The sequence below is a fragment of the Enterobacter sp. JMULE2 genome, from assembly GCF_013337145.1.
In the GTDB taxonomy this organism is placed as follows: Bacteria; Pseudomonadota; Gammaproteobacteria; order Enterobacterales; family Enterobacteriaceae; genus Enterobacter; species Enterobacter mori.
On record NZ_SGWD01000013.1, the window covers coordinates 533,727 to 559,354 of the forward strand.

General features: G+C 55.2%; 24 protein-coding genes and 1 pseudogene. 19 read left to right on the top strand and 6 right to left on the bottom strand.

Going from position 1 to position 25,628, the window contains the following annotated elements; all coding sequences use genetic code 11:
- Nucleotides 1-117 precede the first annotated feature (117 nt).
- Nucleotides 118-528 carry a phosphate-starvation-inducible protein PsiE gene (gene psiE, locus EXW94_RS14790; protein ID WP_000202963.1) on the top strand — a complete coding sequence of 137 codons (411 nt, stop codon included), beginning with the start codon at nucleotides 118-120 and terminating at the stop codon, nucleotides 526-528.
- 96 nt (nucleotides 529-624) lie between these two features.
- On the opposite strand, the gene malG is transcribed toward psiE, so the two are convergent.
- From malG to malE, 3 genes are all read right to left on the bottom strand, one after another.
- A complete protein-coding gene (gene malG / locus EXW94_RS14795) occupies nucleotides 625-1,515 on the bottom strand; it encodes a maltose ABC transporter permease MalG (protein WP_042716434.1) in 891 nt (296 codons plus the stop codon).
- Between the two features lie 14 nt (nucleotides 1,516-1,529).
- A complete protein-coding gene (malF, locus tag EXW94_RS14800) occupies nucleotides 1,530-3,074 on the bottom strand; it encodes a maltose ABC transporter permease MalF (RefSeq protein WP_174340395.1) in 1,545 nt (514 codons plus the stop codon).
- A gap of 121 nt (nucleotides 3,075-3,195) precedes the next feature.
- The gene (gene malE, locus EXW94_RS14805; RefSeq protein WP_089598604.1) at nucleotides 3,196-4,386 is read right to left on the bottom strand and encodes a maltose/maltodextrin ABC transporter substrate-binding protein MalE; all 1,191 of its coding nucleotides are present in this window, start codon (nucleotides 4,384-4,386) and stop codon (nucleotides 3,196-3,198) included.
- Between the two features lie 372 nt (nucleotides 4,387-4,758).
- Here malE and malK point away from each other — a divergent pair, with 372 nt between their 5' ends.
- The 5 genes from malK to ubiA all read left to right on the top strand — a co-directional run bounded on the left by malK (nucleotide 4,759) and on the right by ubiA (nucleotide 9,911).
- A complete protein-coding gene (gene malK, locus EXW94_RS14810) occupies nucleotides 4,759-5,868 on the top strand; it encodes a maltose/maltodextrin ABC transporter ATP-binding protein MalK (protein WP_174340396.1) in 1,110 nt (369 codons plus the stop codon).
- A 71-nt stretch (nucleotides 5,869-5,939) separates the two neighbouring features.
- Nucleotides 5,940-7,283 carry a maltoporin gene (locus EXW94_RS14815; RefSeq protein ID WP_120159799.1) on the top strand — a complete coding sequence of 448 codons (1,344 nt, stop codon included), beginning with the start codon at nucleotides 5,940-5,942 and terminating at the stop codon, nucleotides 7,281-7,283.
- Nucleotides 7,284-7,397: 114 nt separating this feature from the next.
- Nucleotides 7,398-8,351 carry a maltose operon protein MalM gene (gene malM / locus EXW94_RS14820; RefSeq protein WP_120159800.1) on the top strand — a complete coding sequence of 318 codons (954 nt, stop codon included), beginning with the start codon at nucleotides 7,398-7,400 and terminating at the stop codon, nucleotides 8,349-8,351.
- Nucleotides 8,352-8,531: 180 nt separating this feature from the next.
- Complete coding sequence (gene ubiC / locus EXW94_RS14825) at nucleotides 8,532-9,029, top strand: chorismate lyase (RefSeq protein WP_089598607.1); 498 nt, start codon at nucleotides 8,532-8,534, stop codon at nucleotides 9,027-9,029.
- Between the two features lie 12 nt (nucleotides 9,030-9,041).
- Nucleotides 9,042-9,911, top strand: a complete 870-nt coding sequence (ubiA, locus tag EXW94_RS14830) for a 4-hydroxybenzoate octaprenyltransferase (RefSeq protein ID WP_174340397.1) — start codon at nucleotides 9,042-9,044, stop codon at nucleotides 9,909-9,911.
- A gap of 92 nt (nucleotides 9,912-10,003) precedes the next feature.
- On the opposite strand, the gene plsB is transcribed toward ubiA, so the two are convergent.
- Entirely contained in the window at nucleotides 10,004-12,424 is a 2,421-nt protein-coding gene (gene plsB / locus EXW94_RS14835; RefSeq protein ID WP_174340398.1) for a glycerol-3-phosphate 1-O-acyltransferase PlsB, read from the bottom strand.
- 154 nt (nucleotides 12,425-12,578) lie between these two features.
- Here plsB and EXW94_RS14840 point away from each other — a divergent pair, with 154 nt between their 5' ends.
- From EXW94_RS14840 to EXW94_RS14855, 5 genes and pseudogenes are all read left to right on the top strand, one after another.
- Nucleotides 12,579-12,947, top strand: a complete 369-nt coding sequence (locus EXW94_RS14840; RefSeq protein ID WP_014830281.1) for a diacylglycerol kinase — start codon at nucleotides 12,579-12,581, stop codon at nucleotides 12,945-12,947.
- Nucleotides 12,948-13,055: 108 nt separating this feature from the next.
- Nucleotides 13,056-13,664, top strand: a complete 609-nt coding sequence (lexA, locus tag EXW94_RS14845) for a transcriptional repressor LexA (RefSeq protein WP_089598610.1) — start codon at nucleotides 13,056-13,058, stop codon at nucleotides 13,662-13,664.
- Nucleotides 13,665-13,726: 62 nt separating this feature from the next.
- The gene (gene dinF / locus EXW94_RS14850; RefSeq protein WP_148401245.1) at nucleotides 13,727-15,064 is read left to right on the top strand and encodes an MATE family efflux transporter DinF; all 1,338 of its coding nucleotides are present in this window, start codon (nucleotides 13,727-13,729) and stop codon (nucleotides 15,062-15,064) included.
- Nucleotides 15,061-15,135 (top strand): annotated as a pseudogene (locus EXW94_RS28515) (hypothetical protein); the annotation flags it as partial. The gene dinF and the pseudogene EXW94_RS28515, both read left to right, overlap by 4 nt.
- Before the next feature lie 49 nt (nucleotides 15,136-15,184).
- Complete coding sequence (locus tag EXW94_RS14855) at nucleotides 15,185-15,394, top strand: CsbD family protein (protein ID WP_014830284.1); 210 nt, start codon at nucleotides 15,185-15,187, stop codon at nucleotides 15,392-15,394.
- A 69-nt stretch (nucleotides 15,395-15,463) separates the two neighbouring features.
- On the opposite strand, the gene zur is transcribed toward EXW94_RS14855, so the two are convergent.
- Nucleotides 15,464-15,976, bottom strand: a complete 513-nt coding sequence (gene zur / locus EXW94_RS14860) for a zinc uptake transcriptional repressor Zur (RefSeq protein WP_089598612.1) — start codon at nucleotides 15,974-15,976, stop codon at nucleotides 15,464-15,466.
- Nucleotides 15,977-16,090: 114 nt separating this feature from the next.
- Here zur and EXW94_RS14865 point away from each other — a divergent pair, with 114 nt between their 5' ends.
- The 4 genes from EXW94_RS14865 (at nucleotide 16,091) to pspG (ending at nucleotide 19,456) form a co-directional block, all read left to right on the top strand.
- Nucleotides 16,091-16,579 (top strand): cupin domain-containing protein, encoded by a 489-nt coding sequence (locus EXW94_RS14865; RefSeq protein ID WP_089598613.1) that lies wholly within the window; start codon nucleotides 16,091-16,093, stop codon nucleotides 16,577-16,579.
- A gap of 173 nt (nucleotides 16,580-16,752) precedes the next feature.
- Nucleotides 16,753-18,000 (top strand): conjugal transfer protein TraF, encoded by a 1,248-nt coding sequence (traF, locus tag EXW94_RS14870; RefSeq protein ID WP_148401244.1) that lies wholly within the window; start codon nucleotides 16,753-16,755, stop codon nucleotides 17,998-18,000.
- Between the two features lie 82 nt (nucleotides 18,001-18,082).
- Nucleotides 18,083-19,078: a tRNA dihydrouridine(20/20a) synthase DusA gene (dusA, locus tag EXW94_RS14875; protein ID WP_120159807.1), complete on the top strand. Its 996-nt coding sequence runs from the start codon at nucleotides 18,083-18,085 to the stop codon at nucleotides 19,076-19,078.
- Between the two features lie 135 nt (nucleotides 19,079-19,213).
- Nucleotides 19,214-19,456, top strand: a complete 243-nt coding sequence (pspG, locus tag EXW94_RS14880; RefSeq protein ID WP_148401243.1) for an envelope stress response protein PspG — start codon at nucleotides 19,214-19,216, stop codon at nucleotides 19,454-19,456.
- A gap of 184 nt (nucleotides 19,457-19,640) precedes the next feature.
- Here the strand turns inward: pspG and EXW94_RS14885 are convergent, their stop codons facing one another.
- Nucleotides 19,641-20,624 (bottom strand): quinone oxidoreductase, encoded by a 984-nt coding sequence (locus EXW94_RS14885; protein ID WP_120159808.1) that lies wholly within the window; start codon nucleotides 20,622-20,624, stop codon nucleotides 19,641-19,643.
- Nucleotides 20,625-20,690: 66 nt separating this feature from the next.
- On the opposite strand from EXW94_RS14885, the gene dnaB reads away from it, so the two are divergent.
- From dnaB to aphA, 4 genes are all read left to right on the top strand, one after another.
- Nucleotides 20,691-22,103, top strand: coding sequence for a replicative DNA helicase (gene dnaB, locus EXW94_RS14890; RefSeq protein WP_042718383.1), 1,413 nt, complete (start codon nucleotides 20,691-20,693; stop codon nucleotides 22,101-22,103).
- A gap of 9 nt (nucleotides 22,104-22,112) precedes the next feature.
- The gene (gene alr / locus EXW94_RS14895; protein ID WP_126546116.1) at nucleotides 22,113-23,192 is read left to right on the top strand and encodes an alanine racemase; all 1,080 of its coding nucleotides are present in this window, start codon (nucleotides 22,113-22,115) and stop codon (nucleotides 23,190-23,192) included.
- Nucleotides 23,193-23,311: 119 nt separating this feature from the next.
- Entirely contained in the window at nucleotides 23,312-24,505 is a 1,194-nt protein-coding gene (gene tyrB / locus EXW94_RS14900) for an aromatic amino acid transaminase (protein WP_174340399.1), read from the top strand.
- Nucleotides 24,506-24,812: 307 nt separating this feature from the next.
- The gene (aphA, locus tag EXW94_RS14905; protein WP_174340400.1) at nucleotides 24,813-25,526 is read left to right on the top strand and encodes an acid phosphatase AphA; all 714 of its coding nucleotides are present in this window, start codon (nucleotides 24,813-24,815) and stop codon (nucleotides 25,524-25,526) included.
- The last annotated feature ends 102 nt before the right edge of the window (nucleotides 25,527-25,628 follow it).

Consider the following 25,628-nt stretch of genomic DNA (forward strand, 5'->3'; position numbering starts at 1 on the left):
CTTTGCCCGGTGGCGCTGCGCTTACCGGGCGAATGCGCCAAACATAAACAAAAAATATAGATCCCCGTCACATTTTTGCGTTATACAGGAACCTCGCCCTGGAGAATGAGGTGCTGTATGACATCCCTGACGCGTCCGCGCGTTGAGTTTATCTCAACGATCCTCCAGACCGTGCTGAACCTCGGTCTGCTGAGCCTTGGCCTGATACTGGTCGTCTTTCTCGGCAAAGAGACGGTGCATCTGGCGGATGTACTGTTCGCCCCTGAACAAACCAGCAAATATGCGCTGGTGGAAGGACTGGTGGTCTACTTTCTCTACTTCGAATTTATCGCCCTGATTGTGAAATACTTTCAGTCCGGCTTTCACTTCCCGCTGCGTTACTTTGTCTACATTGGGATCACCGCGATAGTGCGGCTGATCATCGTCGATCATAAATCCCCGCTCGACGTGCTGATCTACTCGGCGGCGATCCTGCTGCTGGTGATCACCCTCTGGCTGTGCAACTCGAAGCGGCTGAAGCGCGAATAAAAAAATGGCGGCCCGGAGGCCGCCTAACAACAGTCACAAGTTGGGTCAATACAATACGTCTAAAGTTGAGGGTTGCAGTGGCATAACAAATGAAACTTAACCTTTCACACCGCCCGCCGTCAGGCCATTCACCAGCCAGCGCTGGGCCAGCAGGAACACCACGGTAATCGGGATGGCAGAAAGTACGGCCGCCGCGGCAAAGTCGCCCCACAGGTAGTTTTGCGGGTTGAGGTATTGCTGCATACCGACGGCCAGGGTGTAGCTGTTCACATCACGCAGTAACAGTGAGGCAACCGGTACTTCGGTGATCGCAGCGATAAACGACAGAATAAACACCACCGCCAGAATCGGCACCGACAGCGGCAACAGCACCAGACGGAACGCCTGCCACGGGGTTGCGCCATCCAGCGCGGCCGCTTCTTCCAGCGAGCCGTCGATGGTTTCGAAATAGCCTTTGATGGTCCACACATGCAGTGCGATACCGCCAAGGTAGGCGAAGATCACGCCGCCGTGGGTGTTCAGACCGATAAACGGCACGTACTGGCCCAGACGGTCAAACAAGGCATACAACGCCACCAGCGACAGTACGGCCGGGAACATCTGGAAAATCAGCATCCCTTTCAACAGCGTCGCTTTGCCCGGGAAGCGCATGCGGGCGAAGGCGTAAGCGCAGGTCGTGGAGAGCGTCACGATGCCGATCGCGGTGATGGTCGCAACCTTCACCGAGTTCCACAGCCAGAGCAGCACCGGGAACGGCGGCGGCGTGACGCGGCCATCCGCGTGTTCAACGCTGAAGCCCAGTGCGAGCTTCCAGTGCTCCCAGGAGATTTCATCCGGGATCAGGCTCCCTGTCGCGAAGTTACCCGAACGCAGGGAGATGGCGATAACCATCAGCAGCGGGAACATGATCGCCGCGATGAAAATCAGCAGGCCTAAGTGCGTCGCGAGGAGGCGCAGCTTCTGTGATTTGGGTTGGACCATAGACATAATCAGTGCCCTCCTTAGTCGAATTTCATACGTGTAGCTTTCAGGTTCACAATCGCCAGTGCGCCTACCAGCAGGAAGATCAGGGTGGCAATCGCTGCCGCCAGGCCGAAGTCCTGACCGCCGCCGCCTTCGAAGGCGATGCGGTAGGTGTAGCTCACGAGCAGGTCGGTATAGCCTGCTGGCGTAGTCGTACCGAGACGGTCCGGACCACCGTTGGTCAACAGCTGAATCAGCACGAAGTTGTTAAAGTTAAAGGCGAAGCTGGCAATCATCAGCGGCGTCAGCGGCTTGATGAGCAGCGGCAGCGTAATTTTGAAGAAGTTCTGGAACGGGCCCGCGCCGTCCATCGCCGAGGCTTCGTACAGATCGTCCGGGATAGCCTTCAGCAGCCCCATGCACAGGATCATCATGTACGGATAACCGAGCCAGGTATTCACGATGATAATCATCGAGCGGGCGGTGGTTGGGTCGCTGAACCAGGCCGGTTTGATACCGAACAGCGCGCTCAGCATCATGTTGATTTCACCGAAGCTCTGGTTAAACAACCCTTTGAAAATCAGAATTGAGATAAACGACGGTACGGCGTACGGCAGAATCAACAGCACGCGGTAAATCGCTTTGCCCTTCAGTGATTCCCACTGGACGAGACAGGCCAATATCATGCCGACGGCGACGGTCAGGATCACGGTCAGGACCGAGAAAACGACCGTCCAGACGAAGATGGCGAAGAATGGTTTCTGGATGCCTTCGTCGGTAAACACGCGGGTAAAGTTGTCCCAGCCGATGGTGACGGTATAGCCCGGGCTGAGCTTGTCATCACCCCATTTGCCGTCGGCAGTAATGGACTGATAGAAACCAATGTCGTTATTCGGACGATATTTCACGCCGCTCTGGTTGTTGGTCAGGGTGCCGTCATCCGCAAGTGTATACAGCGGCTGCGTGCCGGAGAACTGGCGCAGCGAGCTCATGGTCACTTTGCTTTCGTCTGGCAGCACGGCGGTGATCTGGGTCAGCGCCTGACGGTTTTGCGTAATCACGCGCAGATTGGCTCGTTCACCTTCCGGCAGGGCCGCAGCCTCTTTTAAGGCCAGCTTTTGCTCACCACCAAATTTGAAGGCGTCGGAGATATAGTTTTTGCCGCTCTCTCCGTCAGTAAGTGCTAACTTCCACTCGTCACCCGCAGGATACAGGCCGAAGTTGAAGGTTTTACCCGCCTGATAAGAGCGGTCCAGAAGCACCTGCGTTGCGCGTTCTTGCGCGAGCTGGTTAGTGCTGCTGTAGTTGGTGAACGCAATGGCGATGGTACAGATCAGCGGGAAGAGAACAAACAGCCCCATTCCGGCCACGCCAGGGTAGACATAGCGCCAGGCGTAGGCTTTACGGTTGGCGAAAATATACAGGCCAGCAGAGCTTAAAAGCAGCGTCATGATGGCAAACAGATATTCCCCTTGTACGTACATTAAAACAACAAGGTAACCCACCAGCAGGCACAGCAGACCTATCACTGACCACTTCAGCGCGTCGCTTTGCCACCAGTGTTTCTTTTTAATGACATCCATGGGGTTCTTCCTCTACAACGGTGGAAACTTATCGTCAGGTGGCGCTGCGCTTACCTGACCTACGGATCGTGCCGTAGTCGTAGGGCGGGTAAGCGCACGCGCCACCCGCCGTTTTTCAGACTTACTTAGTAATACGACCCTGAGCATCTTTCAGCGCGGCATCAACGGTCTGGCGACCGCTTGCAGCGTTGATCACTGCAGTACGGGTGGCGTACCAGAACGCGGCCATCTGTGGGATGTTCGGCATGATTTCGCCTTTCTGGGCGTTATCCATGGTGGCCGCGATGCGTGGATCTTTCGCCAGCTGATCCTGGAAGGATTTCAGCGCAACGGCACCCAGCGGTTTGTCCTTGTTCACTTCATCCAGACCCTGATCGGTCAGCAGGTAGTTTTCCAGGAACTCTTTCGCCAGCTCTTTGTTCGGGCTGGCGGCGTTGATGCCTGCGCTCAGCACGCCCACGAACGGTTTAGACGGCTTGCCGTTGAAGGTTGGCAGCAGCGTCACGCCGTAGTTGATTTTGCTCTTGTCGATGTTGGTCCAGGCCCACGGACCGTTGATGGTCATCGCGGTTTCGCCTTTGTTGAACGCCGCTTCCGCGATGGAGTAGTCGGTATCTGCGTTCATGTGTTTGTTCTTGATGAGGTCAACCAGGAAGGTCAGACCCGCTTTCGCGCCTGCGTTGTCCACGCCCACGTCTTTCACGTCATATTTGCCGTTTTCAAACTTGAACGCATAACCGCCGTCGGCAGCAATCAGCGGCCAGGTGAAGTACGGCTCTTGCAGGTTGAACATCAGGGCGGATTTACCTTTCGCCTTCAGCTCTTTATCCAGGGCAGGGATCTCTTCCCAGGTCTTCGGCGGGTTTGGAACCAGGTCTTTGTTGTAAATCAGAGACAGCGCTTCAACCGCGATTGGGTAAGCGATCAGCTTGCCGTTATAGCGAACGGCGTCCCAGGTGAACGGGAACAGCTTGTCCTGGAAGGCTTTATCTGGGGTCACTTCAGCCAGCAGACCAGACTGTGCGTAACCACCGAAACGGTCATGCGCCCAGAAGATGATGTCCGGGCCATCGCCGGTCGCCGCAACCTGCGGGAATTTCTCTTCCAGCTTGTCCGGGTGTTCGATGGTGACTTTGATGCCCGTATCTTTTTCGAATTTCTTACCCACTTCGGCCAGGCCGTTATAGCCTTTATCGCCGTTAATCCAGATAACCAGCTTACCTTCTTCAATTTTGGCGAGAGCCGGTGCGGAAATCATCATTGCTGCCAGGGCGGACAATGCGAAAACGCGTGCGCCAGTCTTGATCTTCATATCTGCCATCCTTTTTTGGTGATGTGCTCGTGGATACACTGAGGTGGTTCAACGTGACTCAGTCTCCTTATTTGACATCCTCTTTCCATCCTCCCAGCCCCTACGCCCCACCCCCCATTTGTGTGATCCCGGTTGCATAAATTTAAGTTATGAGTGCTGGCGCACATAAAAACCCACCGAATTTTGCAGGTGGCTTCACGAATTTTGCCTCAGCCCCCCAGCCGCGGTCGCAGAGCCTGCTCTCTCATCCTCCCGCCTCCTCCCCCATAAAAAAGGCGGGAGGTGGAGGATTCGTGAAAGTAATGGATACCCCATAGTGAACTTATCTTGAATGTTTCTGTCGGTGACAGGTTGTAACGAAGGGAGAAGGGCATGGCGAGCGTACAGCTGCGTAATGTAACGAAAGCCTGGGGCGACGTAGTGGTGTCTAAAGACATCAATCTGGACATCACTGAAGGCGAGTTCGTGGTGTTTGTTGGCCCATCCGGCTGTGGTAAATCTACTCTGCTGCGTATGATTGCCGGTCTTGAAACCATCACCAGCGGCGATCTGCTGATCGGTGATACCCGCATGAACGACATCCCGCCTGCTGAACGTGGCGTCGGCATGGTGTTCCAGTCTTATGCACTTTATCCCCACCTTTCCGTTGCGGAAAACATGTCCTTTGGCCTGAAGCTGGCCGGCGCGAAGAAAGATGTCATTAACCAGCGCGTGACGCAGGTAGCGGAAGTGCTGCAGCTGGCTCACCTGCTGGAGCGTAAGCCGAAAGCGCTTTCCGGCGGTCAGCGTCAGCGTGTGGCAATCGGCCGTACGCTGGTGGCAGAGCCGCGCGTGTTCCTGCTCGATGAACCTCTCTCTAACCTGGATGCCGCCCTGCGCGTCCAGATGCGTATCGAAATCTCCCGTCTGCACAAGCGTCTTGGCCGCACGATGATTTACGTCACCCACGATCAGGTCGAAGCGATGACCCTGGCGGACAAAATCGTGGTGCTGGATGCTGGCCGCGTGGCGCAGGTGGGTAAACCGCTGGAGCTGTACCACTACCCGGCAGACCGCTTTGTTGCGGGCTTCATTGGCTCGCCAAAGATGAACTTCCTGCCCGTTAAAGTGACCGCGACAGCCATTGAACAGGTACAGGTGGAGCTGCCAAACCGTCAGCAGGTCTGGCTGCCGGTCGACAGCGTCAACGTACAGGTTGGGGCAAACATGTCCCTGGGTATCCGCCCAGAGCATTTACTGCCAAGCCACATCGCCGATGTGACGCTGGAAGGTGACGTTCAGGTCGTCGAACAGCTTGGTCACGAAACACAGATTCATATCCAGATCCCCGCCATCCGTCAGAACCTGGTCTACCGCCAGAATGACGTGGTGTTGGTAGAAGAGGGTGCCAAATTCGCTATCGGCTTGCCGCCAGAGCGTTGTCATCTGTTCCGTGAGGATGGCACTGCATGTCGTCGGTTGCATAAAGAGCCAGGCGTTTAAGCATTCCCAAAAGAAGACACGAAACCGACAGGTGAAGTGTTCAAAGAAAAGCAATGATCTCAGGAGATAGAATGATGATTACTCTGCGCAAACTTCCTCTGGCAGTTGCCGTCGCAGCGGGCGTAATGTCTGCTCAGGCACTGGCTGTGGATTTCCATGGTTATGCTCGTTCCGGTATCGGCTGGACGGGTAGTGGCGGTGAACAACAATGTTTCCAGGCAACAGGTGCACAAAGTAAATACCGTCTCGGTAACGAATGTGAAACCTACGCCGAACTGAAACTGGGCCAGGAAGTGTGGAAAGAAGGCGATAAGAGCTTCTATTTCGACACTAACGTAGCGTATTCCGTTGCACAGCAGAACGACTGGGAAGGTACCGATCCGGCGTTCCGCGAAGCTAACGTGCAGGGTAAAAACCTGATTGAATGGCTGCCAGGCTCCACCATCTGGGCCGGTAAGCGTTTCTATCAGCGTCATGACGTTCACATGATCGACTTCTACTACTGGGATATATCTGGTCCTGGTGCGGGTCTGGAAAACATCGATGTCGGTTTTGGTAAGCTCTCTCTGGCAGCAACCCGTTCTTCCGAAGCGGGTGGTTCATCCTCTTTCGCCAGCAACAGTATTTATGATTACACCACTCGTACAGCGAACGATGTCTTTGACGTGCGCTTAGCACAGATGGAAATCAACCCAGGCGGCACTCTGGAACTGGGTGTTGATTATGGTCGTGCTAACCCGCGTGATGATTATCGTCTGGTTGATGGTGCTTCAAAAGATGGTTGGATGTTCACCGCTGAACACACCCAGAGCATGCTGAAGGGCTATAACAAGTTTGTGGTTCAGTATGCTACTGACTCAATGACGTCTCAGGGTAAAGGCTTGTCTCAAGGTTCTGGTGTAGGCATCGATTCTAACTCGGGTTACGCCTACGACATTAACAACAACGGTAGCCTGCTGCGTATTCTCGACCACGGTGCAATATCTCTGGGCGATCGCTGGGACCTGATGTACGTCGGTATGTACCAGGACATCGACTGGGATAACAACAACGGGACCAAGTGGTGGACCGTAGGTGTACGTCCGATGTTCAAATGGACGCCTATCATGAGCACCTTGCTGGAAGTGGGTTACGACAACGTGAAATCGCAAAGCGCTGACGAAACCAACAACCAGTACAAAATCACCCTGGCGCAACAGTGGCAGGCAGGCGATAGCATCTGGTCTCGCCCGGCTATCCGTGTGTTCGCAACCTACGCCAAGTGGGATGAGAAGTGGGGTTATGATTACAGCGGTAACCCATCTAACAACGCTAACTACGGTAAAGCGTTCAAAGATGGTTTCAATGGAAGCTCCTTCGGTCGTGGCGACAACGACGAGTGGTCCTTCGGCGCCCAGATGGAAATCTGGTGGTAATCCCTTCTTAATCTGACGTAATGACCAAACTGAGGGGCGAAAGCCCCTCAATCCTTCAGGACGGCGCGCTATTGCCTGGCTACCGCTGAGCCTGTGCTTGATGAGGTGATAACAATGAAAATGAACAAAACTCTCCTTGCCCTTTGCTTATCCGCAGGGCTGCTGGCGAGCGCGCCTGCAGTTACGCTCGCGAATGTCAATTTCGTCCCCCAGAATACGACATCCGCTCCGTCCATCCCAACGGCGGCATTACAACAACTGACCTGGACTCCGGTGGATCAGTCCAAAACGCAGACGACCCAGCTTTCAACGGGTGGACAGCATCTGAATGTGGCGGGTATTACAGGCCCGGTTGCAGCTTATAGCGTTCCGGCTAACATTGGGGAACTGGCAATTACGCTAACCAGCGAAGTGAACAAACAAACGAGTGTATTTGCGCCGAATGTGCTGATTCTTGATCAGAATATGACGCCATCTGCATTTTTCCCGAGTGAATATTTCTCTTATCAGGAACCGGGTGTAATGAGCGCTGACCGTCTGGAAGGGGTGATGCGCATTACACCTGCACTGGGTCAGCAAAAACTTTATGTACTGGTCTTCACCACTGAGCAAGATCTTCAGAAAACCACGACATTGCTTGATCCTGCCAAGGCCTATGCGAAAGGTACCGGCAATGCAATCCCTGATATTCCTGATCCTATTGCGCGTCATGTCACCGATGGAACATTAAAACTGAAAGTGAAAACGAATAGCGGTTCCAGCGTACTGGTTGGCCCACTGTTTGGTTCTTCCAGTAACGGCCCTGTGACGGTAGGAAACACCGCAGCACCAGTCTATGCCGCGCCTGCTGCTGCCGCGCCTGTGGCTGCATCGGCCCCTGCTCCAGCACCAACGAAGCCATCTGAGCCGGTACTGAATGACACCGAAACGTACTTCAACAATGCCATTAAGCAGGCAGTGAAGCGCGGCGATGTCGACAAAGCGCTGAAGCTGCTTGATGAAGCCGAACGTTTAGGTTCAACCACTGCCCGTTCCACCTTTATCAGCAGTGTAAAAGGCAAGGGGTAACCGTCTCCCCGCAGTGCTGATTTGTTAGTAGTTTAGTGCGCCTGAGTGGGCGCACTTTTTTTGGTTCTCTTCGCGCTGTTGCGCCATTGTTGCGATAGTGATCGCTAAATAACGTTTGACCGCCCTCAATCCGCGTTTCTGCGATACAATGCCATTACGTTATGTATCGGAGAGTCTGGCATGTCACACCCCGCGCTAACGCAACTGCGTGCGCTGCGCTATTTCGACCAAATACCCGCGCTTGACCCGGAGCAACTGGACTGGTTGCTGCTGGAAGATTCCATGACGAAACGTTTTGAGCAACAGGGCAAAACGGTCACGGTGACGATGATTCAGGAAGGGTTTGTCTCTGCCGATGACATCGCCAGCGAGCTGCCGCTGCTGCCAAAAGAAGATCGCTACTGGCTGCGTGAAATTTTACTCTGTGCTGACGGCGAGCCGTGGCTTGCCGGGCGAACAGTGGTGCCTGAGTCCACCCTTTCCGGGCCAGAACTTGCCCTGCAACGATTGGGGAAAACGCCGCTGGGGCGATATCTTTTCACCTCGTCTGAACTTACCCGAGATTTTATTGAGATTGGTCGTGATGCCGACCTGTGGGGGCGTCGTTCCCGCCTGCGTCTGAGTGGTAAACCGTTAATACTGACAGAGCTTTTTTTACCGGCATCGCCGTTGTACTGAGAGGAAGACAAAATGGAGTGGAGCCTGACGCAAAACAAGCTGCTGGCCTATCACCGCTTAATGCGAACGGATAAACCGATTGGCGCATTGCTGCTGCTGTGGCCAACGTTATGGGCGCTGTGGGTGGCGACGCCAGGCGTGCCGCCGCTTTGGATCCTGGCGGTGTTTGTTACCGGTGTCTGGCTGATGCGTGCTGCAGGCTGTGTAGTAAATGACTACGCAGACCGGAAATTTGACGGACATGTAAAGCGAACGGCTAATCGTCCGCTGCCCAGCGGCCAGGTGACGGAAAAAGAGGCGCGCACGCTGTTTGTGGTGCTGGTGCTGCTCTCCTTCCTGCTGGTGCTAACGCTTAACACCATGACGATCCTGCTGTCTGTCGCCGCGCTGGCGCTGGCCTGGGTCTACCCGTTTATGAAGCGCTACACCCATCTGCCGCAGGTGGTGCTGGGCGCGGCATTTGGCTGGTCGATTCCAATGGCGTTTGCCGCGGTTAGCGAATCTGTCCCGCTCAGCTGCTGGCTGATGTTCCTGGCGAATATTCTTTGGGCAGTGGCGTACGATACGCAGTACGCGATGGTCGACCGCGATGACGATCTCAAGATTGGCATCAAGTCGACGGCGATCCTGTTTGGCCGTCAGGACAAACTGATTATCGGCATATTGCAGGTGGCGGTGCTGGCGCTGATGGTGGCGATTGGTCGCCTGAACGGGCTGAACTGGGAATTTTACTGGTCCGTGCTGGTGGCGGGACTGCTGTTCGCGTATCAGCAGAAGCTGATTGCGAAGCGCGAGCGTGAAGCCTGCTTCAAAGCATTTTTAAATAATAACTACGTCGGTCTGGTGCTGTTTTTAGGGCTGGCGATGAGTTACTTTGGCTAAAAAGAAGCCCGGTGGCGCTAGCGCTTACCGGGCCTACATGTCATGCAGGATCGTAGGCCGGGTAAGCGCTAGCGCCACCCGGCTTTTTTACATCACTCGTCCTGCGTCGCGCTCTCAATCGTCAAACGCACGTCCGAGGTAATCAGCTCGGCCAGCATCTGGTAAATCTTGAGCGTCTCTTCCGGTTCAGCATCGCCCGTATCGCTGATAAACCCTTCATCACGCAGCGTCAGCACCAGTGAGCTGAATACCGCTTTGTCGAAGAACTCCGGTGCGTTAATGCCGTGTAGAACAGACAGGCGCTGTGCCAGCGTCCGGCTCTCTTTTTCCAGCGTACCACGGTTGATCGACGGGTTCGCGCTGAGCAGCCAGAAGGTAATGGCGTAGCGCTGCAGCGTTTCACGCGCACCGGCGGCCAGCAGCTGCAGGGTGCGGGAACGCGACGGGTTGATATGCAGCTCGTTATTAGTCAGGGTAATTAGCCCCTGACGGCGCATCTCTTCCGTCATTTTATCCAGCTCTACCGCCAGCTCATCTTTACTCCAGCGCAGGAACAGCTCCGCTTTCAGCATCGGGTAGATGGCTTCAAGATGGCGCAACAGTTCCTGACGCGAAATGCGGCGATGCTGGGTAATAATGGCCGCCATCAGCGACGGCAACATCAGCATATGCGTGATGTTGTTGCGGTAGTACGTCATCAGCACGGCCTGCTCGCGCGGCAGGATGATGATGTCACCGATGGTGTCTTTCTCGACTTCGAACTTGTTCATCTGCAGCGCGTGGTCGATAAGCTCGCTCGCGGTCGCAGAAGGCACGGTCGAATCAACCGAGTACGGCACGTTGCGCATAATGTTCAGGTAGCAATCAAGCTGCTCGGTCAACTGTTCACGGGTCAGTGAACGCTGGCGAGAGGCCAGAAGCGCGGTACAGCACAGGTTCATGGCGTTCGCCGCACCTGCGTTGTTGATGCGCACCATCAGCTCTGCAGCAATACCGTTCACCGTAGGTGTCAGCCACGCCGGACGTACCGCTTCGATAGGGTCGATAGACTCGCGCCACTCCGGAACATGGTTGTTCAGATACGTCATCAGCGGCATCGGTTCGCCAAAGTTCACGTAGCCCTGGCCAAGATTGCGCAGCTTGCTCAGGCCGCGCAGCATCTGCGGCAGGCTCTCTTTCTCTTTGGTCGCACCGCGCAGCTCTTTGGCGTAAGTGCCCACTTCCATCACGTGCTCATAGCCAATGTAGATAGGCACCAGCGTGATTGGACGGGTTCCTCCGCGCAGCATCGCCTGAATGGTCATCGACAGCGTGCCGGTCTTCGGATCGAGCAGACGTCCGGTACGGGAACGACCGCCTTCCACGAAGTATTCGACGGAATAGCCGCGGCTGAACAGCTCGCCGAGATATTCACGGAATACGGTGGAATAGAGCTTGTTACCCTTAAAGGTACGGCGAATAAAGAACGCACCCAGACGGCGGAAGATCGGGCCTGCTGGCCAGAAGTTCAGGTTGATACCCGCCGCAATGTGCGGTGGCACCAGCCCCTGGTGATACAACACATAGGAGAGCAGCAGGTAGTCCATGTGGCTGCGGTGGCAGGGCACATAGACAATTTCATGACCGTCATGGGCCAGCTGGCGTACGCGCTCGGCGTTGTGGACGTTAATGCCCTGATAGAGACGGTTCCAGGTGAAACTCAGGATACGGTCGGAGAGACGAATCATCTCATAGGAGAAGTTCGCCGCGATCTCTTCCATCAGTGCAATGGCGTTTTGCTGTGCTTTCTCGTGGGAAATCTTCTTGCTGCGCGCTTCGTCTTCAACTGCGCGGGCAATCGCTTTGGAGGCCAGCAGCTTGTTGAACAGATCCTGACGCGCCGGGAGACGAGGCCCAACGGCAGCCAGACGCTGGCGTGCGAAGTGCATACGCGCCACGCGCGCCAGTTTTTGCGCGATGATCTTATCTGTGCCGTGTTCGTCCGCCATACGGCGCAGCGAAACGGAAGGGGAGAAGCGCACAAAGCTGTCGCGTCCCAGCCAGGAGACTGCGAAGAACTTCTGGATGCCGTTGAGCATGCGCAGCGGCGGATTCTCTTCGCCTTTTTCGCGCCCCGGACGGCGACCAAACATCACTGAGACCGGCACCATCTGCACATCCAGATCGGGATTGCTGCGGTGCAGGTCGAGATAGTCATGGAACAGCTTGATGGACTCTTCTTTCGGCGTGTAATAGGTAAACACGCGCGGCCCGCCGTGAATAAACACGTAGCGCGGCAGCAGAGTGCCATCAACTTCAAGCGGTTCAAGTGGGTCAGGTAAATCATGCGCCAGGCATTGGGCGCGAAGCGTCAGCAGGTCTGCCTTCGAGTTATAAGGCAAAACGTACATAATAGGGCGCGACGTATCGAGCCCTAATTCCAGCGCAGGTTCTGCTGGGATAGACTTACTTTTTACCAGGACGCTTAATGGTAAATTAAGTAATTTGTAGTAAATTCGTGGCCAGCCGGACATAAACGATGTAAAGCCTCTGGTTAATAATGCAATTGCGGCGCAAGGATAACAGAAAGCGCGCAAAATTTCTGTTGTTACCCGTCATACTTCAGGCTACAGCGAAACGCGCTGCTGCCAGAGTTACTGACGCTATTTCCAATAAAAGGTTCTATTAATGGCCAATAATACCACTGGGTTAACTCGAATCATCAAAGCTGCCGGCTATTCATGGAAAGGTTTCCGTGCCGCATGGGTCAATGAAGCCGCGTTTCGCCAGGAGGGCGTTGCCGCTATCGTCGCGGTTATCATCGCCTGTTTCCTTGATGTTGATGCTATTACCCGCGTGCTTCTCATCGGCTCTGTTCTTTTGGTGATGATAGTGGAAATTCTCAATAGCGCTATTGAGGCGGTTGTGGACCGTATCGGTTCAGATTTCCACGAACTTTCTGGCCGTGCGAAAGACATGGGGTCTGCCGCTGTGCTGTTGGCGATTATCACGGCAGCGATCACCTGGGTCACGTTGCTTTGGTCACATTTCCGATGAGCCTCGAGGAATAATTAAGTCCCTGGTTTTTTGTGCAGTTTTTGGTTCCAAAATCGCCTTTGACTGTATATACTCACAGCATAACTGTATATACACCCAGGGGGCGGAATGAAAGCGTTAACGACCAGGCAGCAAGAGGTGTTTGATCTCATCCGGGATCATATCGGCCAGACGGGTATGCCACCCACGCGTGCGGAAATCGCTCAGCGTCTGGGCTTCCGTTCTCCAAATGCGGCCGAGGAACACCTGAAAGCGCTGGCGCGCAAAGGTGTGATTGAAATTGTGTCTGGCGCGTCTCGCGGCATTCGTCTGCTGGTGGAAGAAGAGACAGGTATTCCGCTGATTGGTCGTGTCGCCGCAGGTGAACCTCTGTTGGCCCAGCAGCATATTGAAGGTCACTATCAGGTCGATCCTGGTATGTTCAAGCCGAGTGCGGATTTCCTGCTGCGCGTCAGCGGGATGTCCATGAAAGATATCGGCATTCTTGACGGCGATCTGCTGGCCGTTCACAAAACGCAGGATGTACGTAACGGTCAGGTTGTGGTCGCGCGTATTGATGATGAAGTGACCGTCAAACGACTGAAAAAACAGGGCAACACCGTACAGCTGCTGCCCGAAAATAACGAATTCTCCCCGATTGTGGTGGATCTGCGCGAACAGAACTTTTCCATTGAAGGTCTGGCCGTTGGTGTTATCCGCAACGGTGAATGGCTGTAACTTCTTCCTGACAGGCTACGGGTCTCCGTAGCCTGGATCATCTTCCATTCCCGGTATTTTTCATGTCACTGCTGACAGCTTCTGATAAGGCATTGTGGCGTCTTGCACTGCCGATGATTTTTTCCAATATCACCGTTCCCCTGCTTGGCCTGGTGGACACCGCGGTGATTGGTCATCTGGATTCTCCCGTTTATCTGGGCGGCGTGGCGATTGGCGCAACGGCGACCAGTTTTCTCTTTATGCTCCTGCTCTTCTTACGCATGAGTACCACGGGGCTGACGGCACAAGCCTATGGCGCGAAAGATCCGCTGCGACTGGCGCGGGCGCTGGTTCAGCCACTCATTCTGGCGCTTGGGGCAGGCGCGTTAATCGTTCTGTTTCGCACGCCGCTGATCGATCTGGCGCTGCACATTGTGGGCGGCAGCGAGGCGGTGCTGGAGCAGGCGCGTCGCTTCCTTGAAATCCGCTGGCTCAGCGCGCCCGCATCGCTGGCAAACCTGGTTCTGCTGGGCTGGCTGCTGGGCGTGCAGTACGCTCGTGCGCCGGTCATCCTGCTGGTGGTGGGAAACCTTTTGAACATCGTGCTCGACCTCTGGCTGGTGATGGGCCTGCACATGAACGTACGGGGCGCGGCGCTGGCAACCGCAGTCGCAGAATACGGCACGTTTCTCATCGGACTGTGGATGGTCTGGCGCGTACTGGCCATGCGTGGGATCTCCCTCGTCATGCTGAAAACCGCGTGGCGCGGCAACATTCGCAAGCTGCTGGCGCTGAACCGGGACATCATGCTGCGCTCGCTCCTGCTGCAACTCTGTTTTGGTGCGTTAACGGTTTTTGGTGCCCGTCTTGGGCCTGAGATCGTTGCGGTAAATGCGGTGCTGATGACATTGCTGACGTTTACCGCGTATGCGCTGGACGGCTTTGCTTACGCCGTGGAGGCGCACTCCGGGCAGGCATACGGTGCGCGTGAAAGTGGCCAGCTCCGCGAGGTGTGGCGGGCGGCCTGCCGTCAGTCAGGTCTGGTCGCGCTGGCATTCGCACTGATGTATGCCTGTTTCGGCAGCGACATTATCGCGTTTCTCACGTCCTTACCGGCATTACGCGAACTGGCGGGGCACTATCTCATCTGGCAGGTGATCTTACCGGTGGTGGGCGTCTGGTGTTATCTGCTGGACGGCATGTTTATTGGCGCAACGCGCGGCGCGGAGATGCGTAACAGCATGGCGGTCGCGGCTGCAGGTTTTGGCCTCACGCTGCTGACCTTACCGTATTTGGGCAACCATGGTTTATGGCTGGCACTGGCGGTTTTCCTGTCGCTGCGCGGATTGTCGCTGGCGTTCATCTGGCACCGCCACTGGCAAAACAATACCTGGCTCCCTTCCCGTCACGATATATCGTGACGGTTAAAGATTCCGAATATGAAATCAACCGCCGAATCCTTAACTACAATTATTATCACGTCCAGCAGAAAAGAACGTAACGGACGTTACGACCCAACGCTTAACTAAGAGGACACGATGATGAATAAAGACGAAATCGGCGGCAACTGGAAGCAGTTTAAAGGTAAAGCGAAAGAACAGTGGGGTAAGCTGACGGATGACGATATGACCGTCATTGAAGGTAAACGCGATCAGCTTGTCGGTAAAATCCAGGAGCGTTACGGCTACGCAAAAGACCAAGCGGAAAAAGAAGTGGGCGACTGGGAAAAACGCAACGACTACCGCTGGTAACCGGGCTATACCCGAAAGTACAAGGAAGTACGCCCTGAGGGCGGCTCTAAGCCGCCTTTTCTTTTGCCGTTAACGCGGCTTTTTCTTCACGAGAATGGAGTGATCGTGTTGGCATTCATCCTGATGGCGACAGGATTCCACCTCCACACACGCCGAGCACAGCCCGTGTGCTTCAATCACGTTATGACGCAGGGCGAAGCCCATTTTAGCCGCCAGCGTATGCATAATATCTTCAACGCCTTCCGCACACTCTTCCTTCACCGCGCCGCAGCGGTCGCAGATAAACATGGCTGAGGTATGGGTTGGCTGATCGAACAGATGGCACAGTACATAGCTGTTGGTCGACTCAACTTTGTGCACAAATCCTTGTTCCAGCAGGAAATCCAGCGCACGATAAACCGTAGGCGGTTTTGCCTGCGGCTCGCTTGCACGCAGCAAATCCAGCAGGTCATATGCGCTGATGGCACCCTGTTGCAGGCTCATCAGGCGCAATACCTCGAGGCGCTGCGGAGTCAGGCGCACATTGCGTTGCGCACACAGCTTTTCGGCCTGCGCTAACAGCTCTTTTGTGGACTTATCCATTTAGCACCTCGGATGTATAGGATGGAAAACCCTCACTTTATCATGTTCTGGTAAAAACACCGAGATCCACCAGGCTGTGCTATACCTGACGCATCGCAATTCGGGGAATTAACCATGAAAAGACCTGACTGTATTAAGCACTGGCAAGATGTGGAAGGTGCTGACGATTCGACCTATCCCGACAGTAACGAACTTTTTTCCATCGGCGCGCCCCTTGCTCGCAGGCTGGGCTTAGGCCGCATCGGTATTCATCATGAGCGTTTGCCGCCAGGGCGTCGTACGTCTTATCCGCATGCGGAAAGCGACGAAGAAGAGTTTATTTATGTGCTTGAAGGGCATCCGGAGGCCTGGATAAACGGCTACCTGTGGAAGCTTGAGCCAGGAGACAGCGTTGGGTTCCCCGCCGGGACGGGCGTTTGCCATACCTTTATTAACAATACCGACGAAGAGGTGCGGTTGCTGGTTGTTGGCGAGGCCAACAAAAAGCAAAACCGTATCTACTATCCGCTGAACCCGGTTTATGCCGCGACGCGTGAGGACCGCTGGGTAGATCATCCTCCTCAATTTTTTGGGCCGCACAATGGAAAACCCGAGCGGAAATAATTTTCCTCTTCTATAAATATTGAGGGCCGTCACAAATTACAACAGGCCGTAAGGGAATTTTACTTAGGGAAAGAAATAGCGGGTCTTTTACTTCTTATTCACAGCAATAGTTCGTTCCTGTTTGGGTGATAACAGACAGGGGTTATTTCATAACAGACTATAACGGGCATACTGTGAAAAAATATTTTAAATTTTCGGTGGTTAGCATTGCTGTCTCCTTTTTTATGGCAAATCAGGCGGGAGCAGCCAATACCTGGACAGAAGCGCGCAGTGACGCGATGGGGGGAACGGGCGTTGCGGCAGGGACCTACGGCAGCGGCACATTAATCAACCCGGCATTACTGGCGAAAGCGAAACCTGACGATGGCATCACGGTGATCCTGCCATCCATCGGCGCGCAGATTTCAGACAAAGATAACCTGCGGGATAAAATCGATGACATCAGCGACGATGTAAGCCGCTATCGCAGCACGCTGGACAACATCAACCTTATCGATCTCTTAAATCCGCTTAGCCCTGCCTCTCAGCAGGTCTCTTCCGCTGCGGGCGATCTTGCCGATCAGCTGGATTCCCTGAAAGGGAAAACCGCCAGCGGTAAAGCGGGTGGGGGGATCGCCGTCAGTATTCCTAATGACGTGCTCTCCGTCGCCTTTGTGGCCAAAGCGAATGCGCGTGCACGTGTGAGCTCTTATATTGATCAGGGCGATATCGACATATTGCGCGGTGTTGAGGCTGTTCCCGCGACCGCGCTCACGGTTAACCCCAATAATCTTAAATCAAAAGGCTTTGGCCGCGCGGCAATCGTTTCGGACTATGGCGTGACGGTCGCGCGTCAGTTTGATATCAGCGGTGTGCCGGTTTCATTGGGTATCACGCCGAAGCTGCAAAAGACCTGGCTCTATAACTACACCGTCTCGATTTACAACTTCGACAGTGGCGACATCAACAGCAGCCGTTACCGTAATGATGATACTGGCTTTAACGTTGATGCTGGTCTTGCGGCGGACTTCGGGGAAAACTGGACGGTCGGCCTGACCGGACAAAACCTTTTCTCGCGAGATATCGACACCAAAGAGGTGGGCGGGGTGCGTGATACCTATCAAATCAGCCCTGTTGTCACGGCGGGTGCGGCGTGGCATACCGATCTTGTGACCCTGACGGCTGATGGCGATCTGACCGAAACCAAGGGCTTTAAAAGCGAAGATACCTCGCAATATGTTGGCGTCGGTGCCGAGGTGACGCCGCTCAGTTGGCTCGCCGTGCGTGCCGGTTATCGGGCGGATATGAAAGGCAACGACAGCAATGTCTTTACCGGCGGTGTTGGCTTTGCACCATTTAACACCGTCCACGTTGACCTGATGGGCCTGTACGGCGAGGACGAAACCTGGGGCGCAGGAGCACAGCTGAGCATGACGTTTTAACGTGAACCGGAGGCGCTGCGCCTCCGGCTTTTCTTTGTGCTATAGTAGCGCCCCTTTTCCACCAGATGCTTAAAACTTCGCCATGTCGTCAGAATTACAGACTGCTTTCCCCGCACACCGTTTCTCCATTGCGCCGATGCTCGACTGGACGGACAGACACTGCCGTTACTTCCTGCGTCAGCTCTCCCGCCATACGCTGCTGTATACCGAAATGGTGACCACCGGGGCAATTATTCACGGCAAGGGCGACTATCTGGCCTATAGCGAAGAAGAGCATCCGGTTGCGCTGCAGCTGGGCGGCAGCGATCCGGCTGCGCTGGCGCAGTGTGCGAAGCTGGCCGAAGAGCGCGGCTATGACGAAATAAACCTGAACGTGGGTTGCCCGTCCGATCGCGTGCAGAACGGCATGTTTGGCGCGTGCCTGATGGGCAACGCGCAGCTGGTGGCGGACTGCATCAAAGCCATGCGTGACGTCGTCTCTATCCCGGTGACGGTCAAAACCCGTATCGGCATTGATGACCAGGACAGCTACGAATTTCTGTGCGATTTCATCAATACCGTTGCCGGAAAGGGCGAGTGCGAGATTTTCATCATCCACGCGCGTAAAGCCTGGCTTTCCGGCCTCAGCCCGAAAGAGAATCGCGAAATCCCACCGCTGGACTACCCGCGCGTATACCAGCTGAAGCGCGATTTCCCGCACCTGACGATGTCGATTAACGGCGGCATCAAGTCTCTGGAAGAGGCGAAAACGCATCTGGCGCATATGGATGGCGTGATGGTCGGGCGTGAGGCGTATCAGAACCCCGGTATCCTGGCGACGGTCGATCGTGAGATCTTTGGTGTTAAAGATGCAGATACCGATCCGGTGGCGGTCGTGCGTGCCATGTATCCGTATATTGAGCGTGAACTGAGCAACGGCACCTACCTTGGCCATATCACCCGCCATATGCTTGGCCTGTTCCAGGGGATTCCGGGCGCGCGCCAGTGGCGTCGTTACCTGAGCGAGAACGCGCACAAAGCCGGAGCCGATATTGAAGTGCTCGAGCATGCGCTGCGCCTGGTGGCAGATAAGCGATAAATTTCACTAAAAGATCGTCAAATTCACCACGCCCCGCCCAACGTTGCGGGGCGTTTTGCTTTCAGAACAATACGTTACGTTTGGCATGATTCTTGTAATGCTTTCTGCAACATTCGGGGCTCGTGGGAGAACACCATGCTGGAACTACTTTTTGTGATTGGCTTTTTTGTGATGCTGATGGTGACGGGCATTTCGCTGCTCGGCATTCTCGCGGCGATCGTTGTGGCGACGGTGGTGATGTTTATCGGCGGGTTATTTGCGTTGATGCTCAAACTGTTACCGTGGTTGCTGCTGGCTGTCGCGGTGGTATGGGTGATGCGGGCGATTAAATCGCCAAAAGTGCCCAGTTATCAGCGCAATAACCGCTTCCGTTACTAAGGTATTGAGGGGTTCGTCACATACTTGTAACTTTTCCGGCAGCATGCCTTAGAACAGAATAGGATTTACTTATCGAATCTGTCACTATGACTGCCGCTAAAGAATTCATCGAGCTGTACCCTACATACAGCCGAACTAAAAAAAGAAAGGGCTTCCCACGGGAAGCCCAATTTCTTTTTAGGGCCTAGGGGATCAGCAGGCTTGAGCCCTGCGTCGCCCGGCTTTCCAGCACCTCATGCGCGCGCTGCGCATCGGTCAGCGCGTATTTCTGCGCATCCGCCACGTCCACTTTGATCACACCGCTGGCGATCAGCGAGAACAGTTCGTTGCTGGCTTCCTCCAGTTCTTCCCGGTTGGTGATGTATCCTTGCAGGGAAGGGCGGGTCACATACAGAGAACCCTTCTGGTTCAGAATGCCCAGGTTAACGCCGGTTACCGCGCCTGACGCATTCCCGAAGCTCACCATCAGACCACGGCGCTGCAGGCAGTCCAGCGAGGCTTCCCAGGTATCTTTCCCCACCGAGTCATACACGACCCGCACTTTTTGACCGTGCGTGATCTCTTTTAGCCGTTCAGCAATGCTCTCTTCACGGTAGTTGATGACCTGCCATGCACCGGCCTGCAGCGCACGCTGTGCTTTCTGCGCGCTGCCGACGGTGCCGATAAGCTTCGCGCCCAGCGCCTTCGCCCACTGGCAGGCGATCAGCCCCACGCCACCCGCAGCGGCATGGAACAGGAACTGCTCGTCGGGTTTGATTTCATAGGTTTTGCGCAGCAGGTAAAAGACGGTCAGTCCTTTCAGGAATGAGGCGGCAGCCTGTTCAAAAGAGATGGCATTAGGCAGAAGGGCGGCTTTGTCCGCCGGAACGTTATGAACGGAGCTGTAAGCCCCCAGGGTAGACTGCGCATACACTACGCGGTCGCCCTCTTTGATATGTTTAACGGCGCTGCCAACTTTGATGACCACACCAGCCGCCTCCGTTCCCAGCCCGCTTGGCATCGACGGAGGTGGGTAGAGACCGCCGCGAATGTAGGTGTCGATGTAGTTAATGCCAATCGCTTTGTTTTCAACCTGAATTTCATTTTCGCCAGGTGCGGCGGGGGTAAACTCCACCGCTTTAAGCACCTCTGGTCCACCGTGTTTCTGGAATTCAATGCGCGTTGCCATGCTCCCTCCGTAAGAAAAATATGGTAATCTTTCGACCCACTCTTTATCTCGGTAACTCCATTCACTATGGCAGGAAACAAACCCTTCAACAAACAGACTGAACCCCGCGAACGTGATTTCCAGGTCGCCGGGTTAAAAGTCCCGCCGCACTCGATTGAAGCGGAACAGTCGGTGTTGGGCGGTTTAATGCTGGATAACGAACGCTGGGACGACGTCGCCGAGCGCGTCGTGGCGGAAGATTTCTACACCCGTCCGCATCGCCATATCTTTACCGAAATGGCGCGCCTGCAGGAGTCAGGTAGCCCGATCGACCTGATCACGCTCGCAGAATCGCTTGAGCGACTGGGGCAGCTTGATAGCTGTGGCGGGTTCGCCTACCTGGCAGAACTGTCAAAAAATACGCCAAGTGCCGCGAACATTAGCGCTTACGCCGACATCGTGCGTGAACGCGCCGTTGTGCGCGAAATGATCTCGGTAGCGAACGAAATCGCCGAAGCCGGTTTTGACCCGCAGGGCCGCTCCAGCGAAGATCTGCTCGACCTTGCCGAATCCCGCGTCTTTAAAATTGCCGAAAGCCGTGCAAATAAAGACGAAGGCCCAAAAAACATTGCCGATGTGCTCGACGCTACCGTTGCGCGTATCGAACAGTTGTTCCAGCAACCGCACGATGGCGTAACCGGCGTAAACACCGGCTATGACGACCTCAATAAGAAAACCGCCGGTCTGCAGCCGTCGGATTTGATTATCGTCGCCGCGCGTCCGTCGATGGGTAAAACTACTTTTGCAATGAACCTCGTTGAAAACGCGGCGATGTTGCAGGATAAGCCGGTGCTGATCTTCAGTCTTGAAATGCCCTCCGAACAGATCATGATGCGTTCCCTGGCGTCGCTGTCGCGCGTGGATCAGACCCGCATTCGTACCGGTCAGCTCGACGATGAGGACTGGGCGCGGATTTCCGGCACCATGGGCATTCTGCTGGAAAAACGGAACATCTATATCGATGATTCCTCCGGCCTGACGCCGACGGAAGTGCGCTCCCGCGCCCGTCGTATCGCCCGCGAACACGGCGGCATCGGCCTTATCATGATCGACTACCTTCAGCTGATGCGCGTCCCGTCGCTCTCCGACAACCGTACGCTGGAAATTGCAGAGATTTCCCGCTCGCTCAAGGCGTTAGCCAAAGAGCTGCACGTGCCGGTGGTGGCGCTGTCGCAGCTTAACCGCTCGCTGGAACAACGTGCCGACAAGCGCCCGGTCAACTCCGACCTGCGTGAATCCGGCTCCATCGAGCAGGATGCCGACTTAATCATGTTCATCTACCGTGATGAGGTTTATCACGAGAACAGCGACCTGAAAGGGATTGCTGAAATTATCATTGGTAAGCAACGTAACGGCCCCATCGGTACGGTACGTCTGACCTTTAACGGACAATGGTCGCGCTTTGATAACTATGCGGGACCGCAGTACGACGACGAATAAGGATTTTACATGCAAGCGGCAACTGTAGTGATTAACCGCCGCGCTCTGCGACACAACCTGCAACGTCTGCGCGAACTGGCACCCGCCAGCAAGCTCGTTGCAGTCGTGAAAGCGAACGCTTACGGACACGGTCTTCTCGAGACCGCGCGAACGCTTCCCGATGCCGACGCCTTTGGCGTCGCCCGTCTTGAAGAAGCTCTCCGCCTGCGCGCGGGCGGCATTACCCAACCGATTCTGCTCCTCGAAGGCTTTTTTGAAGCATCGGACCTGCCAACCATTGCCGACCAGCATCTGCACACGGCGGTACACAATGAAGAACAGCTTGCGGCACTCGAAACCGCCGAGCTGAGCGAGCCGGTGACCGTGTGGATGAAGCTCGACACGGGCATGCACCGTCTGGGCGTGCGCCCGGAAAACGCGGAAGCGTTTTATCATCGCCTGTGTCAGTGCAAAAACGTGCGCCAGCCGGTGAATATCGTCAGCCATTTTGCTCGCGCCGATGAACCAGAGTGTGGTGCGACAGAGAAGCAGCTCGATATCTTCAACACCTTCTGCGAAGGCAAACCGGGGATGCGTTCCATTGCGGCATCCGGCGGCATTCTGCTGTGGCCGCAGTCGCACTTCGACTGGGCTCGCCCGGGCATTATCCTTTACGGTGTGTCGCCGCTGGAGGGCAAACCCTGGGGGCCAGATTTCGGTTTCCAGCCGGTGATGTCCCTTGTCTCTAACCTGATTGCCGTGCGCGAGCATAAAGCCGGTGAGCCGGTGGGTTACGGCGGCACATGGACCAGTGAACGAGATACGCGCCTGGGCGTAGTGGCGATGGGGTATGGTGATGGTTATCCGCGGGCCGCACCGACGGGTACGCCGGTTCTGGTCAATGGTCGTGAAGTGAAAATTGTTGGTCGCGTGGCGATGGACATGATCTGTGTTGACCTCGGGCCGGAAGCGCAGGACAAAGCAGGCGATGCAGTGGTGATGTGGGGAGAGGGTTTACCCGTTGAACGCATTGCTGAATTAACGAAAGTGAGTGCTTACGAACTTATCACGCGCCTGACGTCAAGGGTAGCGATGAAGTACATTGATTGAACCGCCAGTGGAGTGAGGGATTTAACCTCACTCCAACTTTATTAACATCCTCTCGACCTTCTCCCACTTCCGGTTTATTGTTGAAATTCCTGCCTCATCGATTTCCGGAGAACCATCGCGTGTTTCAGACAGTTGACGCCTATGCCGGCGACCCTATTCTCTCCTTAATGGAGCGTTTCAAAGAAGATCCTCGCAGCGACAAAGTGAACCTCAGTATTGGTCTGTATTACAACGAGGATGGCATCATTCCTCAGTTGAAGGCCGTTGCTGAAGCGGAAGCGCGTCTGAACGCTGTTCCGCACGGTGCCTCTCTTTATCTGCCGATGGAAGGGCTAAATGCCTACCGCAATACCATCGCGCCGCTGCTGTTTGGTGCCGATCACGCGGTGCTCGCGCAAAAACGCGTGGCGACCATCCAGACGCTGGGCGGCTCGGGTGCGCTCAAAGTGGGGGCCGACTTCCTGAAAAAATATTTCCCGGATTCAGGCGTATGGGTCAGTGACCCGACGTGGGAAAACCACGTCGCGATCTTCGAGGGTGCAGGCTTCAAAGTGGCGACCTATCCATGGTTCGACAGCGAAACCAACGGCGTGCGCGTTGAAGCACTGCTGGAAAAACTGAACACGCTGCCTGAGCGCAGTATTGTTCTGCTGCATCCGTGCTGCCATAACCCGACCGGGGCGGATCTCACCCATGCCCAGTGGGATGCGGTCATTGAGGTACTGAAAGCCCGCAACCTGATCCCGTTCCTCGACATTGCCTATCAGGGCTTTGGTGCGGGCATGGAAGACGATGCTTACGCCATCCGCGCCGTGGCCAGCGCCGGGCTGCCAACGCTGGTTAGCAACTCCTTCTCCAAAATCTTCTCGCTTTACGGCGAGCGCGTGGGCGGTCTGTCCGTGGTGTGTGAAGACGCCGAAGCGGCGGGTCGCGTGCTGGGTCAGCTCAAAGCAACGGTGCGCCGCATCTACTCCAGCCCGCCAAACTTTGGTGCGCAGGTGGTGGCGACGGTTCTCGGTGACGAAAAGCTGAAAGCGTCCTGGCTTGCTGAAGTGGAAGCAATGCGTAAGCGCATTCTGTCGATGCGTCAGGAGCTGGTTAACGTCCTGAAAGAGGCCGTGCCGGGGCATAACTTCGACTACCTGCTCAAGCAGCGCGGAATGTTCAGCTACACAGGACTGAGCGCGGCGCAGGTCGATCGCCTGCGCGAAGAGTTCGGCGTCTACCTGATCGCCAGCGGTCGTATGTGCGTGGCGGGTCTGAATGCCAGCAATGTCCAGCGCGTAGCGCAGGCGTTTGCCGCTGTAATGTAAGTACTCACTTACAATCCCTCTCCCTCAGGGAGAAGGGTGGAGCAGGCCGCCGTGCAGCCTAATCGCCCGGTGGCGCTTTGCTTACCGGGCCTACGGGCTGGGTGGTTCTCCCTCTCCCTGGGGGAGAGGGTTGGGTGAGGGCATCAGGCTGCTCAGGTCGATGTCTCGCTTTGTGATCGTCTTCTTTTTATTCAGCCTCATAAGCAAAAACTCCTTCCCTTCACTTCCCGCTGGGGTTATGGTCGGATAGTTTTTTGACCATCCGCTCAAATTAAAACGATAACAAACTGAATATTCAGGGGAAAATATGCGCAAGATCACACTGGCGCTCAGCGCCGCCTGCTTATTGTTCTCGCTTAATAGCGCCGTCGTCGCGCGTGCTTCTGCACCGACGCCACTTTACACCGGTACCACCGCCGCCATTCTTGCCGAGCAGGCACCCATTCACTGGGTCTCTGTGGCACAAATCGAAAACAGTCTGGTAGGCCGTCCGCCGATGGCCGTTGGCTTCGACATTGACGATACCGTCCTCTTCTCGAGTCCGGGCTTCTGGCGAGGCAAAAAAACCTGGTCGCCAGACAGCGAAGCGTATCTGAAGAACCCGGAGTTCTGGGAAAAAATGAACAACGGCTGGGACGAATTCAGCATCCCGAAAGAGGTGGCTCGCTCGCTGATCGCCATGCACGTTAAGCGCGGCGACAGCATTTACTTTGTCACCGGACGGAGCCAGACCAAAACGGAAACCGTTTCAAAGACGCTCCAGGATGATTTCATGATCCCGGCTGCCAGCATGAACCCGGTAATTTTTGCGGGTGATAAAGAAGGGCAAAACACCAAAACCCAGTGGTTGGAACAGAAAAATATCAAAGTGTTTTATGGTGATTCTGATAACGACATCACCGCCGCGCACGATGCAGGAGCCAGAGGGATCAGGGTATTACGCGCCTCTAACTCGACCTATCGGCCGCTGCCGATGGCCGGGAAATTTGGCGAAGAGGTGATTGTTAATTCCGAATACTGAGTTATGCTGGTTTTTTGAACAAATCAGGCCTGCCGGGTTTACCTTTTGTCGTCTTGCTACACACTTAAAGAGGCAGATACTCAATTCGCGTTTAACCCATTC

Bases quoted from the DNA above. Each gene is read 5' to 3' on its own strand.
- EXW94_RS14840 (WP_014830281.1), top strand. From the start codon at position 12,579: ATGGCCAATAATACCACTGGGTTAACTCGAATCATCAAAGCTGCCGGC.
- EXW94_RS14885 (WP_120159808.1), bottom strand. From the start codon at position 20,624: ATGGCAACGCGCATTGAATTCCAGAAACACGGTGGACCAGAGGTGCTT.
- alr (WP_126546116.1), top strand. From the start codon at position 22,113: ATGCAAGCGGCAACTGTAGTGATTAACCGCCGCGCTCTGCGACACAAC.
- EXW94_RS14815 (WP_120159799.1), top strand. From the start codon at position 5,940: ATGATGATTACTCTGCGCAAACTTCCTCTGGCAGTTGCCGTCGCAGCG.
- malM (WP_120159800.1), top strand. From the start codon at position 7,398: ATGAAAATGAACAAAACTCTCCTTGCCCTTTGCTTATCCGCAGGGCTG.
- ubiC (WP_089598607.1), top strand. From the start codon at position 8,532: ATGTCACACCCCGCGCTAACGCAACTGCGTGCGCTGCGCTATTTCGAC.
- plsB (WP_174340398.1), bottom strand. From the start codon at position 12,424: ATGTCCGGCTGGCCACGAATTTACTACAAATTACTTAATTTACCATTA.
- psiE (WP_000202963.1), top strand. From the start codon at position 118: ATGACATCCCTGACGCGTCCGCGCGTTGAGTTTATCTCAACGATCCTC.
- pspG (WP_148401243.1), top strand. From the start codon at position 19,214: ATGCTGGAACTACTTTTTGTGATTGGCTTTTTTGTGATGCTGATGGTG.
- zur (WP_089598612.1), bottom strand. From the start codon at position 15,976: ATGGATAAGTCCACAAAAGAGCTGTTAGCGCAGGCCGAAAAGCTGTGT.
- lexA (WP_089598610.1), top strand. From the start codon at position 13,056: ATGAAAGCGTTAACGACCAGGCAGCAAGAGGTGTTTGATCTCATCCGG.
- EXW94_RS14855 (WP_014830284.1), top strand. From the start codon at position 15,185: ATGAATAAAGACGAAATCGGCGGCAACTGGAAGCAGTTTAAAGGTAAA.
- malE (WP_089598604.1), bottom strand. From the start codon at position 4,386: ATGAAGATCAAGACTGGCGCACGCGTTTTCGCATTGTCCGCCCTGGCA.
- malG (WP_042716434.1), bottom strand. From the start codon at position 1,515: ATGTCTATGGTCCAACCCAAATCACAGAAGCTGCGCCTCCTCGCGACG.
- aphA (WP_174340400.1), top strand. From the start codon at position 24,813: ATGCGCAAGATCACACTGGCGCTCAGCGCCGCCTGCTTATTGTTCTCG.
- dusA (WP_120159807.1), top strand. From the start codon at position 18,083: ATGTCGTCAGAATTACAGACTGCTTTCCCCGCACACCGTTTCTCCATT.
- ubiA (WP_174340397.1), top strand. From the start codon at position 9,042: ATGGAGTGGAGCCTGACGCAAAACAAGCTGCTGGCCTATCACCGCTTA.
- malK (WP_174340396.1), top strand. From the start codon at position 4,759: ATGGCGAGCGTACAGCTGCGTAATGTAACGAAAGCCTGGGGCGACGTA.
- malF (WP_174340395.1), bottom strand. From the start codon at position 3,074: ATGGATGTCATTAAAAAGAAACACTGGTGGCAAAGCGACGCGCTGAAG.
- dinF (WP_148401245.1), top strand. From the start codon at position 13,727: ATGTCACTGCTGACAGCTTCTGATAAGGCATTGTGGCGTCTTGCACTG.
- dnaB (WP_042718383.1), top strand. From the start codon at position 20,691: ATGGCAGGAAACAAACCCTTCAACAAACAGACTGAACCCCGCGAACGT.
- EXW94_RS14865 (WP_089598613.1), top strand. From the start codon at position 16,091: ATGAAAAGACCTGACTGTATTAAGCACTGGCAAGATGTGGAAGGTGCT.